This is a genomic window from Paenibacillus chondroitinus NBRC 15376, assembly GCF_004000765.1.
GTDB classification, from domain to species: Bacteria; Bacillota; Bacilli; order Paenibacillales; family NBRC-103111; genus Paenibacillus_E; species Paenibacillus_E chondroitinus.
This window is the reverse complement of record NZ_BILW01000014.1, coordinates 36,197-53,083: the sequence shown is the minus strand read 5'-3', so window position 1 is coordinate 53,083 and position 16,887 is coordinate 36,197. Positions and strand designations below refer to the sequence as shown.

The window sequence follows — 16,887 nt, the reverse complement described above, 5'->3', positions numbered from 1 at the left end:
CCGGCGCACAAGGTATTTTCTGCTATCCATATTTGCTAACATGTCCCAGAAACGAACTATGTTCCTAACAAGAACATAGTTCGTTCGTATTTTAAGAGGGAGCCAAGCATTAAATAAATTACCTTTATTCACCATTATACACGAAAGGTAACGCTTACATTTTTGTTTTCGCTCTGCAACTATTGTCGGATGAACATTTTCGTGCTATTCTAAGATTACTTTTACCCTTTTAACGAAAAGTCTTGTTTTCGCAGTATTTTCCTAGAAAGTTAGGGCATGATTTACAAATTCACGTTCGTTTTTTGTGTGTGATGCCTTACTTTATGACGGGTCGATTCTTGACTGATTTCAAGGGAGCCATTTCCTCGAAATTGGCATGCTATTCAGTTAAATTGCATTTTTATTCAAAATCTCGCATATTTCGTTTTTGGTCGGTTTCCGGTCATCCATTGAAAATGCTAAGAGTTGCGGGCTCATTAATGCCAAAATGCAAGCAAAGTAGTGAAAGAGGAGTTAAATATATAGGGGAGGTGACGGTCAGGCGACTGACCTGAGCAATGAATGAAATTATGCGTAATGAAGGCCGTTTTCAAGATCTACTAGGAACCGAACACGACAGCTGCGGTATTATTTGTATTATTGAAAAGAACGGTCATCCTACCCGTGAAAACATCCAAAAAACGATTGATGCCCTTGTAAAAATGGAACATCGCTCAGGATTTATTAACGGTGAAGGCGACGGTTGCGGTATTTTAACTGACATTCCACGCGCTCTTTGGGAAAAGAAATTAACAGATGCGGGTCTAGACGGCAAACTTGCTTATGATAACCGTTTTTCTGTTGGACATATCTTTGTTCCGCGCAAACTTGACCTGACCGTTACCGAGATTCAGAATGGCATCCGTGAGCTATTTGCTTCCCACGATGTGTCCATCATTCTCGAGCAAGAAAACCAAGTAGATAGCAATGTTCTTGGTCCTAACGGTTTAAACGATGAGCCTACATTCTGGCAAATCGCTGCAATCAGCAACAAAACAGAAGGTCAAGTGGCAGATCACCTTTTTGAGCTGCACATCGCGATCGAAGACCGCTACAACGTTCACGTTGCAACATTAAGCAATGTAACTTCCGCTTACAAAGTGTTGGGCGCTGCAAGCATTCTTCCGAAATATTTTAACGACACACGCGATCCGCTTTTCGCTTCCCAAGTTACAATCGGTCACAACCGTTATTCCACGAACACACTGTCCAGCTTCTTCCGCGTTCAACCATTCTCCCTGCTGGGGCACAATGGTGAAATTAACACCGTTAAGAAACTTCGTCTCGAAGCAGATATGGTTGGCGTTCCGCTCGTAAGCGGTGGTTCCGACTCCCAAGACATGAACAGAACGATTGAAACGTTCATTCACCGTTTTGGATTATCACTTTTCGAAGCCATGGAAATGGTTTTCCCTCCTATTATTAATGAAATGAAACAATTCCGTCCGGAACTTCAAGATCTTTATGTTTACTTCCGTCAAGTTTGGGGCCACTTCGCTCAAGGTCCTGCAGGTATCGTTTCCCGTTACGGCAACGAATGTATTTTCAGCGTTGATGCTCTTGGTCTACGTCCTGTTTGGATGGTTGAAAGCGAATCTTCCCTGTACTTCTCCTCGGAGCAAGGCGTTATCACAGTTGGCGACATGGTTGCTGATCCGAAGCCTATCGCACCAGGTGAGAAAGTCGGCGTTGTGCTTACACCAGGTGAACATGTTCAAGTCATTCCTTACCATGAAGTACAGTCACTTGTTTATGAGCGCGCAAGCAAACGTTTGAACATTAACGGACTTCGTAAATATCTGAATCCTTCCAAAACAGACACGCAAGCCGAGCTCAACGAAAATGTTGTAGCAACGGATCAATTGTACAGTGCGTTTGGTTGGGATCGCGACGGTATTTCTTATATCGAAACTATGTCCGAAACTGGCGCCGAGCCAATTCGCTCCCTGGGCCACGACTCCCCTCACGCTGCTATTGCATGGGAACGTCAAAACGTGCCTGACTTCATTAAAGAGAGCGTTGCGGTTGTTACGAACCCGGCGATTGACCGTGACCGTGAAATGGAGCATTTCTCGACTCGCGTGATTGCAGGTTCGCGTACACCGGTTTACTCTCAGGTTGATAGCAATCTGCGTCTTGAGCTTCTAGCTCCGCTTGTACTCGAAGGTACGAATGGTGTAGATAGCGAAGAGCATTTGTCCCAACCTTCCTACGAGCAATTAGTTGCTTTGTTCCGTGCACAAGGTGAAAATGCTGTAGCCGTGCTTTCCACTACTTTTGCAAGAGGAACATCTCTTGGCGCTGGTTTGGACGCTTTGGCTGCTGACGCTATCGCTGCTGCTCGTGCTGGCGCTGCCCTTATCATTCTTGACGATTCAGAAGCTCACCAAAACGATCGTTTATGGCTTGAGCCTCACTTAGTTGTCTCCAAAATCGATATCGCACTTCGTGCGGAAAAGCTTACTTTCGGCGACAATCTGCGCCGTCACGTGACATTGGTGCTTCGTTCCGCAGCGATTCGTAACCTGCATGATATCGCGGTAGCTTGTGGTCTAGGTGCCGACGTGATCTCACCTTACCTGTTGTTCTCCACTGCTTCTGATAAAGAAGGCAACGCGGCAGCAGCACGTAAAGTTTATGCAGCTCTTACGAAAGGTCTGGAGAAAGTAATCTCCACCATCGGTACACATGAGCTTCGCGGTTATACACGTTTCTTCTCCTCCATCGGCTTCCACCCGGAAGTGGCTGAGGTGCTTGATATCGTGAACTACCTGGGTAGTGAAAAAGGCGGAACAGGCTTTGCACAGCTCGAAGCTGAAGCAGAAGCTCGTTACAACGATTACACGAATCCGAAAGCAAAAGCGGCGAAAAACTTCCGTTTCTTCCAACGTATGTGGAAAGCGCTGGGCGATGCTGCATCAGGAGCCGCTTCTTACGGCGACTACCGCGACAAACTGCGTGAAGAAGAGAAGAAAAACCCGATCTCCATTCGTCACATTGCTGGATTCAATGTTGAGAAAGCACTTGGAGAAGGCCGTAAGGCGCTTGATCCATCGAAAGTTGATATCTCCATTGGCGGTCATTCTTTGCCGATGCTGATTTCCTCCATGTCTTTCGGTTCACAGAACGAAACAGCTTTCCGTGCCTATGCTGAAGCCGGCGAACGTCTGAACATGGTAACCATGAACGGCGAGGGCGGAGAAATTAAAGATATGCTTGGCCGCTACAAAAAAACGCGCGGTGCACAAGTGGCATCCGGACGTTTCGGAGTTAACGTTGAACTGGCTAACGCGGTTGCCTTCCTTGAAATCAAAATCGGTCAAGGTGCTAAACCGGGTGAAGGCGGTCACTTGCCAGGCTCCAAAGTTACAGCCAAAATCGCTGCAGCTCGTAATGCAACAATCGGCTCGGACCTGATCTCCCCTTCGAATAACCATGATATCTATTCGATCGAAGATTTGGCTCAAATCATTTCCGAGTTGAAAGAAGCTAGCGGTCGCAAAGCGAAAATTATCGTAAAAATCCCAGTCGTACCAGGTATCGGTACAATTGCGGTGGGTGTTGCCAAAGCAGGCGCTGACGTTATTACGCTTTCCGGTTTTGACGGCGGTACAGGTGCGGCTCGTATTCACTCCTTGACACACGTTGGTCTTCCTACGGAAATCGGTACTAAGCTTGCCCACGTGGCTTTGATCGAAGCAGGTCTTCGTCACCGCGTAGAGCTGTGGTCCGATGGCGGTCTGAAATCAGGCGCTGACGTTGTTAAAATGGTTATGCTCGGCGCTAACCGTGCCGGATTTGGTAGTATCGCTATGCAATCGATCGGTTGTACAACATGCCGCGGCTGTCACTTGGACACTTGCCACGTTGGTATCGCAACGCAAATCGATTCCATGGAAGAAGCTGAGGAAAAAGGTCTTCGCCGTTTCGTTCCTCGTCAGTTTGACGTAGCTGTTGACAGCTTGGTTCGTCTGTTTGGCGGTATTGGCGAAGAAGTACGTGAAGTTGTTGCTTCCCTTGGATTCACTAGCTTGCAAGACCTGGTAGGCCGTTCTGACCTGCTTGAGCAAATCAGCCACTTGGATCGCATTGATCTGTCTGACATTCTTCGCCCTGCTCCGCTTCAGTTCGTTTCTGATGCAGAAAGAGCTATGGAAGAAGCAGCGGTATCCTCTGATATCCGTATTGCGGCTGGCGCAGAAGGTCTGGAATTCTTCCCTGAGTCCTTGGCGCTTGATGCTCCAATTGTTCGCAACTGGTCCAAAGTGGATGCAGAGTCCCGTATTCTTGGAACTCGCTACTCCAGCCATCGTGTAAGAGACCGTTTCGACGGCAGCTACGATGAACTGCCTGCTATCGCTCTGAACCTTACAGACGGGTCCGTTCCAGGTAACGGCTTGGCGGCATTCAACGCCCGTGGCGTTGACATTACCGTTCAAGGTGGTGCTGAGGATGGCCTGGGTAAAATGGCGTTCGGCGGTAAAGTAGCCATCGTGAAATCACTTGGCAAAAACAACACATTCATCAACGGTAGCGTTGGTAAATCGTTCGGTTACGGCGCACAAAAAGGCTTGTTCTTGATTCAAGGCAGCGCAGATACGCGTGCTTGTATCCGTTTCTCCGGTGCAGATGTTGTATTCGGCGGCGAAATCACGACACCTCTGCGAGATGAGCTCGGCGGACTTGCCGCTCGTGCGAACCTCAAAGGCTTTGCGTTCGAATACATGACAAACGGCCGTGCTGTTGTTATGGGCGATCCGGGTCCATGGATTTGTGCAGGGATGACAGGTGGGGTTATCTACCAACGTCTCGTACCAGAAATGGGTCTAGACCAAGCAGCTATCGAACGTCGTATTGCCAAAGGCGCAAAAGTTAAAATTGAGTCAGTTGGCGTACAAAGTATCAAAGACCTTACTGAATTGCTCACAGCTTACCGTACAGAGCTTGCTAAATCCGGTCAAATGGATGCCGCAGCCAAAATCGACGGTCTGCTAAGCAATCTTGAAGCTAACTTCATCCGTATCTCCCCGGTCAACATGCAAGCTGACCAATCCGTTGCTACGGAATAGATAAAGCAAAGCTCCACAGGACCTTCTTTCAAGGTCTTGTGGAGCTTTTTTCTGCATAAAAGAGCCCTACAATTCACACGTTATAAGTGCAACACCCATCCGCATACCATAGGAGGTTTTTTGCTATGAGCCAATCGAAACGCCGCGAAGAAGCTGCATGGAAAAGCCGCAAACAAGCTAGACATCCACATGGTAAGGTGAAGTCTCTGGCCGAATTCGCCAGTGAGTACGACGCGGAACACAGCAAGTAACGCAAGTCCCCTCCTACATCCAAAGAGGGACCAACTCAAAGAACCCGGTTACCGCGCATCCTAAAATGTGCGGTACCGGGTTCTTTGAGTTTGCAATTCATGGCTCACGGCTCGCGGCTCGCGGCTTGCGGCGGCTATTGGGGTTATCCCTTTCGCTCAGGAGCGCATCAGCTCTACTCACAGTCTGAAGGGCCGCTATAAGCACTATCCCTCTCACTCAGGGGACTCACCGATTCAACTCACACAACCTGAAATGTAGCTATAGACACTTTCCCTCTCACTCAGGAGCTCACCGACTCAACTCACACAACCTGAAGTGCTGCTATAGACATTATCCCTCTCACTCAGTAGCTTCTGAGCGCCACAGATACCGATCAACTTGTTATCCACGATAATCTCCTCCTGATTCTTGGGGATAGTGCCGATAGTACCTTCCCCGGTTTACTGCGCCCCCCCATGATGTGCGGTACCGGGTTCTTTGAGTTCGCGGATTCGCGGTTCTCGATGGCTATTGGTAATATCCCTTTCACTCAGGAGCTTCTGAACACCATTCACAGATACCGATCTCTGTTGTTATCTAGGATGATTTCCTGACTCTTGGGGATAGTGCCGATAGTACCTTCCGTCCTAACTAAGAACATCCTCAGCGCTGCCAGCAAGCACATAAGTATCCTGCGGCTGACTCGTGATGAAATGACACGGGTCCCCCAGCGCGAAAATACACAACTCGTGCATAGCCCGGGTGCAAGCCGTGTAAAACAGCTTGCGCTCATTTTCATGGCCGTACTGATGATGGGAACCATCATAAAGGAGTACGGCATCGAATTCGACCCCCTTCGCCAAATACGAAGGGATGACGAGCACGCCCGACTCGAACGTCGGGCTGTGTTTGGTGACACGCCCCAGCGGTACCTGCATAAGGGGCGTGAGGGCTTGATGCGCGAGCTCAGCCTCGCTCGCAGTTTTGGTAATGATCGCGATGGAGGCATAGCCTTCATCCAGCAGCCGCGCCGCTTCGGCTGCCAGCAGGCTATGCAGCGATCCGCGATCGGTGGTCTGGATTACCCGCGGCTTGCTGCCGGCGCGGGTGAAGGGCTCTATGGCATCGCCGCCAGGCACGATGCCGCGGGTGAACTCCACGATCTCGCGCGTGGAGCGATAGCTGCGGACCAAACGGATGACTTCCGTTTGGTCCGGTCCGAACAGAGCGGCGATCGGATCGATTTCGCTGTACGCGGAAGCGTGCGAATAGATCGCCTGGCTCAAATCGCCGAGCGCTGTCATGCGGCAGCGCGGGAAGAGCCGTTTCAGGTAAGCCAGCTGAAACGGAGAATAATCCTGCGCCTCGTCGATAATGACGTGGCGCACGGCGCTGTTCGTCTGGAAGCCGCAAACAGCTTCCATCAAGTACAAGAACGGCGTAGCATCCTCGTAAGGCAGCCTGGCATGCGCCAGCTCCTCCAGCGTTCGCCCGCAGATTTCAGACCAATAGCGCGGCTTGTCGGCTATCAGCTCCCTTTTAGCCGCTACCGCTCCCTCCCTAAACAACTGCCCGTAAAGTCCAATCATATCAACGAATTTAAGCTGCTTCACCGCGCTTCGAACAGGCTTTAGATGCTTTTTCAGGACGTTTCGAGCAAGCAGATGCCGTTCCTGGTCATAATCGTCGAAAGAGGAATCACGTTCCCCCTCCATTTTCCGCAGCTTAATATACGCACGATGGTACTCATCACTGCTGAGAAGCTCAATCTCCTCATCAAGCCAAGCTTCCTCGATTTCAACCTTTGCGAAGAGCTCCAGCTGCCCCAATATCCACTCTTTCATCAGCTCCAAACGGTTAGGAAGCCGAATGGCGGAATCATAGCTGTAAAATTGCTTCACCAAACGAGCCGCGCTAAGCACCTCTTTGTCGCGAAACTTAATAGGGTTAAATAACATCCCCATTTGCTCAAGCTGCTTTTTATAAGCCTCAATTACGGCAAGAAAAGCAGTTGAAGATTTATAATAAATTCCGCTCAAACGAGCTTCATAGGCTTCCTCCATCACCGGCGTTCTCTCAGACACATGTTCAAGACCGCCCCTTGTCAATACGTATTCCAATTGTGTAAAAGAATCTTCTACCTCAAACATCTCTCCCAACCTATGCTCCAAATAAGCTTGGTAGGTCGTTTGCTGCATATTTTCTTCGCCTAGCTCCGGCAGCACGGTAGACACATAATGATTAAACAGCGGATTTGGCGAAAATAAAACCATCTGATCCGAGCTCAGCTTATCCCGGTGCTTATAAAGGAGGTACGCGACTCTTTGCAACGCGGCTGATGTTTTACCGCTTCCTGCTGCCCCTTGTACGATCAACATTTGGGCGCTGTCGTTGCGGATGATACGATTTTGCTCTTTTTGAATCGTTGCAACGATTGTCTTCATTTGCGCATCCGAACTCCGACTGAGTACTTGCTTCAGCAGATCATCGCCAATGGTCACGCCAGTGTCGAACATCAGATGGATGTGACGGTCACGAATGACAAATTGCCGTTTCAAAACCATTTGACCCTCTACCGTGCCATTCGGTGTACGAAATGCGACTTCTCCCGGTGCAAAATCGTAATACAAGCTGGAGATGGGGGCCCTCCAATCGTAGATAAGATACTGACCTGCTTCCTCATCCAGAAAAGACGCAATGCCCAGATATACAGCCTCCTCTTCCCGCTCACCGCGTTCAATGAAATCGATCCGGCCAAAATAAGGCGACTGGACGAGCTTTCTCAGCTTGCCTAATGTTTTGGATGCCTGTCGATGCGTTCGTTCCCGCTCGGAAAGCACCTCTGATTGCTGCCTCATGCTGGCGATAGATTCTACCGCATCTTCCGCCGTACTCATATCCATCGTGACTTCGTCCCAATAATGTTTACGAATCTCAACAACATCAGATTGAACTAGACCGACCTGCTCCTCCAGTTCCGTGATTTTGACGGTTATCTTCTCTGTAACTTCCTGCACTCTTTGCTTTTCTGCTGCTCTTGCTTGATCTGTCAGACTCATCCCAACGCCTCTTTTCTTACCATTTTATTACGATTTGACATGGAGGTGGTTTTGGTGCTATAATTAAATTAGGATAAAACTGTTTAAATCTCAAAATATTTGAATCAATTTTTATTTTACCAAGTTATGTTCCAAAAATCAATAAAAACCCTAGGTCTATGACCTGGGGTTTTCTGGCATTCTTTTTCACTTCAGTTTCTAGCCTCTGACTCCTCACTTGTCAGCAATCATGCCGCTCACGAATTTCATTCACCGCTCGGATATGATGCTTTGCGTGGCCTGCCATCATTTTTAGCAGCTGTGCCACAGACTCTTGACGATCTTTTGTGATAACGGTTCTCTCCAGTGCATTGGGCAAATGCTCGCACAGTCCAAGAATATGCTGCCTCATAGCCCGGAACAACTGGACTTCCGCATGAATCGGCCGATTTCGATAATCCAATCCTATGCTCCAATCATCTTGTGAAAAGCTGTTGCCTTGATAGGCACGCCCTGGCTCCGCCAAAGCGAATTTTACTTTGTGCAGCGTAACAAGCTCTAGGTCGATCAGATGCAGGACTTGCTGGCGAATGGACCATTTGCCGGGGGCATGCGACCTGTTCAGCTGCTCCTCCGTCAATCCCGCTATTGCGCTTTCTAATTCGTCAGCACCCGCTGCATACAAGTCTACAATCTCAGCCTGGGTAGCCGGCAGCTCCTCCCAGTACACAAACGTATGTCCATCGATGTCTAGTACAAAAAGTTTACGAATGTGGCCTGGATTTTCTTCTTTTCGCAGCTCCTTACAGCCTTTGGCTTGGAGATTACTCTCCACAGCATTCACTGAAGATACGCCGATGTAGATGAGATCTCCCTTTTTGGGAGTAAAGTGTTTGTTCTGCAGCCAGCCTGCTGCCAGTTTAGTCTGTGCTTCCGCCAAATGCTGAGCAGACGGTGTTTGCTGAATCAATACAGCCTCATAGTCGGTCGTGATTCGCAGCAATGCAACAGGACCGGAAGCCGCTCTTTCGAGCAGCTCCCAGCCCAGTTGTTGTGTATAAAAGGCAATCGATGCCTGAAGATCATCTACCTGCAATAGCAGCTTCGCCCCGTTATGTGCCATCGTTCTACTTCTTGGCCGCTCGATAGGCCTCGATGTATTGGGCAGCCCGCTTGGCCACCAGGCCGTAATCGCCTGTTTTGACCGCTTCGCTGGTCAAATCCGAACCGATGCCGACGGCGACTGCGCCGGCCTGGATCCATTCGCCGAGGTTGCTCAGCGAGACCCCGCCTGTTGGCATAATGTTCGCCTGCGGCAGCGGACCTTTAATAGCCTTAATCATCGCCGGCGAGTAGAGATTGCCGGGGAAGAGCTTCACGATATCGACGCCAAGCTCCAGCGCCGTTTGAATCTCTTGAATCGTCATGCAGCCCGGCATGACGGGTACACGGTAACGGTTGCAGAGCGCAACCGTGTTCGGGTTAAGCGACGGGCCGACAACGAACTCGGCCCCGCTCAGGATCGCTGCACGCGCTGTCTCCGGGTCTAGGGCTGTGCCCACCCCGATAATCGCGTATTTGGAAGCGTCCTGCGTTGTACTCGAGTAGCGCTTCGCCAGCTCCTCGATTGCGCGCAGCGCGAACGGCACCGTCATCGTGACTTCGATGACTTTGATGCCTCCTGCAATGGCTTGATCCGCCATTTCAACTACTTCTTCCGGCGTCTCTCCACGCAGGACGGCTACCACGCCTTCACTTGATATTTGCTGAACAAGTTTCAATTTTTTCAATGGAATCTTCCCCTTCTTATGCAAGCATGGAATTAGCGTTCTATATGTTTAACATCGTTAAGAATTGCGTCTACTTGCTCCCAAGTCGGAGCGCCTTCCCAGTCACCTTCGGTTTGCACAATCAAGGAGCCCACCAGATTACCGATACGCACCGCTTCCGCATAGTCGTACTCTTTGGACAAGCCTACCAAAAATCCCGCACAAAAGCCATCGCCTGCGCCAACCGTATCCACCACTTGCTCCGCTTTAAAATATGGAACCGCTGTAATCGAATCTTTGGTTACGACATAGGTTTCATTCTCTCCGCCTTTGACGATGGAAACAGCGGACAATTCACGCAGCTTGCCCACAATGACATCCCAATCCTCCGTCTGGTAGAGCAGCTTCAGCTCATCAAGGCCCGGCAGGAAAATATCCGCCAGCTTGGCAAGCTCAAGAAGCACGGGACGAGCTTCGTCTATCCCCCAAAGTTTCAACCGCAGGTTAGGGTCGAAACTAACTTTGACGCCATGTTTGCGAGCCAATCGAACCGCTTCAAACGCAGCCTCTTTGCAAGACTCGCTTAGCGCCGGTGTGATGCCCGTAATATGAAGGATTTTCGCTCCAGCAATGTAGTCTTCATCAAAATGCTTAGCGCTCATCTGGCTTGCCGCTGAGTTTTTGCGATAGTAGTAAACGGACGTTTTGCCCATGATCATTTCGCGCATCATAAGCCCGGTCGGCGCTTCAGCCGTCAGTTCAGCACGGGAAACATCGACACCTTCGCCGCGAATTTTTTTGTAAATCAAACGGCCCATCGGGTCTTTGCCAAGACGTCCAAACCAGCCTACTTTGCCTCCAAGGCGGGATACTCCGATCGCCACGTTGCTTTCCGCACCGCCAAATAAGCTATGCAGTTCAGACGAGTACTCCAATCCTTTGCCGTTGGAAGGCATCAGCAGCGCCATTGTTTCGCCAAAGGTAATAATGTCAGGTCCGGTAACCGCTTGCGATTGTGAATTCGTCGTCATATAAGTTCTCCATCCATTTCCTGATCGTTAGTTGAAACGTTTAAATAATGCATATATTTCATATTATAGTGTATAACCACCGTTTGTACCAGATAGTAAGATTAGAATCTGACGAGAGAGTATTTTCTCTATGTATAGGGGAACTGTAGAAAAAACCCAAGACGTATGTCTCAGGTTTCTTCTGCCTTATATGACCGCTAAAATCCGGTAGCTTCAGCTTTAACCAACTCTTGCCGCAGCTCATCATGAATCTGGCTGTTGGTAGCCAGTATGTTGCGAACCGCCAGATTGTAAGGTCTGCCTTCGGTATCGGTCACCTTGCCGCCTGATTCTTGGATCAGCAACGCGCCCGCTGCAATATCCCAAGCATTCAAACCAATTTCCCAGAAGCCGCTTAGGCGTCCTGAGGCTACATAAGCCAAGTGAAGCGCTGCGGAGCCTGCGATCCGGAGGTTGCGCACTTTGGGAGATAACGCTTGAATACCTTTCAGGTTAATCGGTAATGCGCCATTGCGATCTGCCGGAAGACCTGTTGCAACCAGACTGCTGGACAGCTGTCCATCGAGCGATACGACTGTCTTTTTGCCGTGCATATAAGCACCTTTCCCCTTCTCGGCAACGAATAGCTCGTCACGAGACGGGTCATACACGACACCGACAATAATCTCGCCTTTGTGCGCGAGTGCAATCGAAACCGAGAAGAACGGGAACCCGTGAACAAAGTTCGTTGTTCCATCGATAGGATCTACGATCCATAAGTATTCTTCCTCGCTCATGGCTTGAAGTGCTTTGGCCGATGCTTCCGGACCAGGCTCCACGCCTTCTTCACCGAGAATGGAATGATCCGGGAAATGCGTCATGATCAAGTTGCGAATAAGCTTTTCCGACCCTTTGTCCACTTCGGTCACCAGGTCCTGAGAAGAAAATTTCGTATCAATACGGCTGATATCGCCCATTTTGCTCTTGATCCATTGCCCAGCCTTGGCTGCCGTATTAATAGCCACTGCTGTAAAACTCTTACTGCCGATGACGAACGGCTCCGCCTCACCATTTACCACTTATATCAACTCTTTCTTTTTTATTTATTTAGATTTAGAAGTAAGTTAAGTATAGTAAATTATACGTTTTAAATACTAGTGCGTTTCATCCCAAAATATTCGTACATTTATACATTTATTAATAAAAAAAGGAGATTTTCAGACATTTTACAAATAAAAAAACCATACTGCCGCGTAGGCAATACGGTTTCTTGATTATCATTAGACATTATAATGGCTTAAATACCAACGATGTGGTAACCACCGTCAACATAAATAACTTCACCCGTGATGCCTCGGGACAGGTTGCTCATCAAGAACATCGCCGTATCGCCAACTTCTGCTGTTTCCGTCGTTTTGCGCAGAGGAGCTTTCTCTTCTACTTGACGCAGGATCGAGTTGAAATCTTTGATGCCTTTGGCAGCCAAGGTACGAATCGGACCAGCGGAAATACCGTTCACGCGAATGCCAAATTGACCGAGGTCAGCCGCCAGATAGCGAACGGAAGCTTCCAATGCCGCTTTGGCAACGCCCATAACGTTGTAGTTTTTCATTGCGCGCTCAGCGCCAAGGTAGGTCATTGTCATGATGCTGCCGCCTTCTGTCATCAGCGGATAAATGCGTTTGGAAACGGCAACAAGCGAGTATGCGCTGATGTCATGCGCTAAGGCAAAACCATCACGCGATGTGTCAACGAACAGTCCGTCCAATTCTTCCGTTCTTGCAAAAGCAATACTATGTACAAGGCCATGAACGACACCGAACTTCGCTTTAAGCGTATCAGCCAGCGTATCAATTTCAGCGTCTACCGTTACGTTACAAGGCATAAGCGTTGAACCTGGAATCGTATCAGCAAGCTTGCGCACGCGTTCCTCAACACGCTCATTTTCGAACGTAAAGACCAAATTTGCTCCTTGTGCCGCTAAAGATTGAGCGATCGCCCATGCGATGCTGCGATCATTGGCAACACCCATGACAAGTATATTTTTTCCTGTTAACAGTTGACTCATGGCCGTGAAAAACCCCTCTCAACATTGGATTAAACGTCATTCATACCCAATCTCAAAAGTACCCCATTTTGCCAAACAATTCAAGAAATAAATCTGAAGCATTACAGCTGGATCGAGGCTTGATCGAGCACAACGATTCCTTCCTCGAGTTTAAAATCTTCCATAAGACGAAATAGCGCTTCATCCTTCATCTTCGCTTCAATCATGATATCGAGCCTTGGGGTAACAGGTGCAATCGCGCGCAGAAAAACAAGAAGCGGCCCTGCTTCCACATAATCGGCATGGCTTCTTGGATCCGTCTCGCTTTTGGGGCTTGAGACGTGTATCTTCGGCGGGAGTCCATTTGTCCATGTTTGTTGTATACGCGGCCACAATTCGGTGACATCTTCGCCCTCGTTGTTCACGGCATGATGGTGAACATCCAGAACCATTGGCGCTCCTACTGTTTCAGCAATTTCCAATGTCTCCAGCGCATTGAATGTTTTATCGTCGTTCTCCAAGGTAATCCGCCTTTGAATTTCGGGGCGCAGCGTGGAAAAGTTCTTAATAAATCGCTTAGCCGCTTTCTTTTTATCCCCATACGAACCGCCTACATGAATGTTGCACATGGCCTCTGGGCCAAGCCCCATCGCATTCAGCATCGCGTTATGCCGCTCCAGATCCAGGATGGATTTCTGCAGGACATCCTCTTTGGGAGTGCTCAGGACCGTGAAGTGGTCTGGGTGAAAGCTCACGCGCATGCCCGATTGCTTCGCATAGGCGCCTAGCTCCTCGAATTCCGCCGACAGCGTCGGGATCGGGTCCCAGTCCTCTAACATTTCATGCCCGATAAGGGGGATGAATCTGGAAGAGAAACGGAACACCATGATATCGTGAGCCCGGTTATGACGGAGCAATCTTAATGTATTATGCAGGTTTTCCGCACCTAAGCGTTCCAGCTTCCGGATGGCAGCCTCCCGATCCAGCAGTTTGCTGAAGTTCGTGACTGTCATTGTTTTAGACGGTGAAGCATTTTTGACAACCGTCGACATCGCCACATACCCAAGGCGAATAATCATGCACATGTAACCCCCAAAAAAGTTCAGGTAAAAATCCTGTGTTAGGTTACCCTTTTTCCAGTAGCCACATTCATTAAAACGCTGCTAGGAAAGTGCAGCAATGATTTTAAAACAGCAAAAAGCCGTAATGGCTATAGGTAACGGACTTAGCGCAAGCATGCCGAGCTTAGTGGCGCGGTCCTCTTTTCGCAAAGTTAGCAAATTGCCAAACAGCCATACAAGCAGATACAGGAGCAGCACCCCTGCCGCCATGTACTTTTGTTCGGTTGAAGAAGGAGCCATGAATCCGTAGAAGCCGAAAATCATATAAATAAGCACATACGGCGTCGGTATGCCGAGCACGATATTAAAAAGCCAGTAGGCGGTAAATTTCATCCTGTTCATCCCCTTGCTGTGAAGTCTACTGCTTTAATTGTAGCTCTGGCTGTATGGGAGGATAAGTACTAATTTCTTATAGTACCTACCTGTGAGGGAAACCTTGCGGTGGGTTCCTCCGGAAAATTGCTCCTTGTATCGATGTAAAGCACGCTTATCTATCGTTGTATCGCCCAAGGCCGGCGTTCCCGTTCATGTTAGTATTGCTTTTCGACGTTTCAGCTCGTCGCGAACGGTTTTCGGCCCTTCCGACGAATCTTAAGCTTGTTTTACAACGTTAACGCAGACTTTGGCGCATTGGACACATGTTAGCGTAGTTTTTTCGACGTTTCAGGTGGCCTCGTTGTACTTTATGCAACATAAGGATCACATTTCCTATATTGTACTCTGTGCAACATTAGGGCTTGCAAACTGCTATTTTCGGGCAGCAAGCACCAAAATGAGTGTACTTTGTGCAACGAAGGGAGCGATAGCTAGCAATAATGCGCTTTCATATTGCACAAAGTGCAATGAAGCACGCCATGACGCCAGGAAGGCTGAGGGACGCCAAAATGTTTGCACTTTGTTCAACGAAGGGAGCGATTGCTAGCAATAATCCGCTCTCATATTGCACAAAGTGCAATCAAGATCGCCATGGCGCCAAGGAGGCCGAGGAGCCTCCAATCAAAAAAAGACACCGTCCCTAACGGACGATGCCTTCCTCTTCCTCTTCCTCTTCCTCTTTCTCTTCCTCTTTCTCTCCCTATCCCTCTACCGCCAACTAAGCATGCTCACCAAAAAACATCTCATGAGCAAGCTTCGTCTGTACCTGCGCCTCTTCCTCCGTCAACCGACGAACGAGCTCCATCTCCACTTGCGTTACTTCTTCGCCTTGGAAATTGATTTCCGCGATCGAAGCAAGGATTTTGACGATGGCAATCGCTTGATTATCAGGCGTGTAGGCAATGACCTTCTGCCCTGTCGGGAACACGCGGAAGCCGCTTTTCACCATTTTGCCGCGGCCGTACTCCAGCAGCTCGAAGAGCTCCTGCGCGGATTTGAACTTACAGACCGAGTTAAACTCCGTTTGGAATCCCATTAGCATCTACTCCACATCAAAAGAATATTGGATACTTTGCTTCGCTGTATGCCGCTCAACCGCCAGACGAATGAGATCATCCAGCAATTCGGTATAAGGTTTGCCGGATTCCTGCCACAACAGCGGATACATGCTGTAAGGCGTGAAGCCTGGCATCGTATTGATTTCGTTGATATAGATCTTTTGATCAGCTTTGCCTAGGAAAAAGTCAACGCGGGATAAGCCGCTGCCATCAACAGCCAAGAAAGCCTGAACGGCCAGCTGTCTAACTTGCTCAGCTGTTTCGGCCGGAATCTCTGCCGGGATGACCATCGCGGATTTACCGTCGACATATTTGGCTTTGTAGTCGTAAAATTCGTTCGAGGATACTATTTCACCGACAACTGACGCTTGAGGTTCATCATTCCCAAGAACAGCAACTTCAATCTCGCGGGCATCAATATTTTCTTCAATAATGACTTTGCGATCGTATTGGAAGGCGAAACTAACCGCCTGAAGTAACTCCTCTTGATTTCTCGCTTTGGAGATACCGACGCTGGAACCCAAATTAGCCGGTTTCACGAAGCAAGGATAACCAATTGCAGTTTCCAGTTCAATGAGGTGATACGCGCGGTTCTTCTCCCACTCTGTCCGCGTGAAATGGCGGAAAATACACTGCGGAAGTCCTTCTTGCGCAAAAATTTTCTTCATCATGACTTTATCCATACCGACGGCGGAAGCAAGCACACCTGCTCCTACGTAAGGAATATTCGCCATTTCCAATAAACCCTGAATCGTGCCGTCCTCACCAAATGTACCGTGTAAAAGCGGGAAAACAACATCTATGTTCGCTTCCTTCGTTCCAGCTGCCGCGGCGGAAGAGATCGCTACATCGCCTTTCGCGTGAACAGCCCCGAAAATAGGTGCCAGAGCATTAGAAACAGGTGCATTCGCGGAGTCTCCGCTGCTGAAGGTCAATTCCTCTTTCGATGCAACGGGTGCCAAGAGAGGTGCGCCGCTTTTCCACTCCCCTTTTTTGGAAATGTAAAACGGTACCACTTCATATTTGGTAAAGTCTACGGCTTTCATAACGGCCATTGCAGTTTGCAAAGAAACGTCATGTTCCCCCGATTTCCCCCCATAAATTAGTCCAACTCTTATTTTGCCGCTCAT

General features: G+C 48.9%; 12 protein-coding genes. 2 read left to right on the top strand and 10 right to left on the bottom strand.

Annotation, left to right across the window (positions count from 1 at the left end):
• Positions 1 to 557 precede the first annotated feature (557 nt).
• Complete coding sequence (locus tag PCH02S_RS17005; RefSeq protein ID WP_246069129.1) at positions 558 to 5,108, top strand: glutamate synthase-related protein; 4,551 nt, start codon at positions 558 to 560, stop codon at positions 5,106 to 5,108.
• A gap of 125 nt (positions 5,109 to 5,233) precedes the next feature.
• Positions 5,234 to 5,359 carry a DUF6254 family protein gene (locus PCH02S_RS36420; protein ID WP_246069128.1) on the top strand — a complete coding sequence of 42 codons (126 nt, stop codon included), beginning with the start codon at positions 5,234 to 5,236 and terminating at the stop codon, positions 5,357 to 5,359.
• 627 nt (positions 5,360 to 5,986) lie between these two features.
• Here PCH02S_RS36420 and helD read toward each other — a convergent pair.
• The 10 genes from helD to PCH02S_RS16955 all read right to left on the bottom strand — a co-directional run bounded on the left by helD (position 5,987) and on the right by PCH02S_RS16955 (position 16,887).
• Positions 5,987 to 8,398, bottom strand: a complete 2,412-nt coding sequence (gene helD, locus PCH02S_RS17000) for an RNA polymerase recycling motor HelD (RefSeq protein ID WP_127455100.1) — start codon at positions 8,396 to 8,398, stop codon at positions 5,987 to 5,989.
• A gap of 220 nt (positions 8,399 to 8,618) precedes the next feature.
• A complete protein-coding gene (locus PCH02S_RS16995; RefSeq protein WP_127455098.1) occupies positions 8,619 to 9,500 on the bottom strand; it encodes a DinB family protein in 882 nt (293 codons plus the stop codon).
• Positions 9,501 to 9,504: 4 nt separating this feature from the next.
• Complete coding sequence (locus PCH02S_RS16990) at positions 9,505 to 10,167, bottom strand: bifunctional 2-keto-4-hydroxyglutarate aldolase/2-keto-3-deoxy-6-phosphogluconate aldolase (RefSeq protein WP_127455096.1); 663 nt, start codon at positions 10,165 to 10,167, stop codon at positions 9,505 to 9,507.
• Positions 10,168 to 10,199: 32 nt separating this feature from the next.
• On the bottom strand, positions 10,200 to 11,177 hold the full coding sequence (locus PCH02S_RS16985; RefSeq protein WP_127455093.1) for a sugar kinase: 978 nt from the start codon (positions 11,175 to 11,177) through the stop codon (positions 10,200 to 10,202).
• A 197-nt stretch (positions 11,178 to 11,374) separates the two neighbouring features.
• Positions 11,375 to 12,235: an inositol monophosphatase family protein gene (locus PCH02S_RS16980; RefSeq protein ID WP_127455091.1), complete on the bottom strand. Its 861-nt coding sequence runs from the start codon at positions 12,233 to 12,235 to the stop codon at positions 11,375 to 11,377.
• Between the two features lie 218 nt (positions 12,236 to 12,453).
• Complete coding sequence (fabI, locus tag PCH02S_RS16975; RefSeq protein WP_127455090.1) at positions 12,454 to 13,224, bottom strand: enoyl-ACP reductase FabI; 771 nt, start codon at positions 13,222 to 13,224, stop codon at positions 12,454 to 12,456.
• Between the two features lie 101 nt (positions 13,225 to 13,325).
• Entirely contained in the window at positions 13,326 to 14,282 is a 957-nt protein-coding gene (uvsE, locus tag PCH02S_RS16970) for a UV DNA damage repair endonuclease UvsE (protein WP_127455088.1), read from the bottom strand.
• An 84-nt stretch (positions 14,283 to 14,366) separates the two neighbouring features.
• Entirely contained in the window at positions 14,367 to 14,657 is a 291-nt protein-coding gene (locus PCH02S_RS16965) for a hypothetical protein (protein WP_127455086.1), read from the bottom strand.
• Positions 14,658 to 15,417: 760 nt separating this feature from the next.
• Positions 15,418 to 15,735 (bottom strand): hypothetical protein, encoded by a 318-nt coding sequence (locus PCH02S_RS16960; RefSeq protein WP_127455084.1) that lies wholly within the window; start codon positions 15,733 to 15,735, stop codon positions 15,418 to 15,420.
• A 6-nt stretch (positions 15,736 to 15,741) separates the two neighbouring features.
• Positions 15,742 to 16,887, bottom strand: a complete 1,146-nt coding sequence (locus tag PCH02S_RS16955; RefSeq protein ID WP_127455082.1) for a D-alanine--D-alanine ligase — start codon at positions 16,885 to 16,887, stop codon at positions 15,742 to 15,744.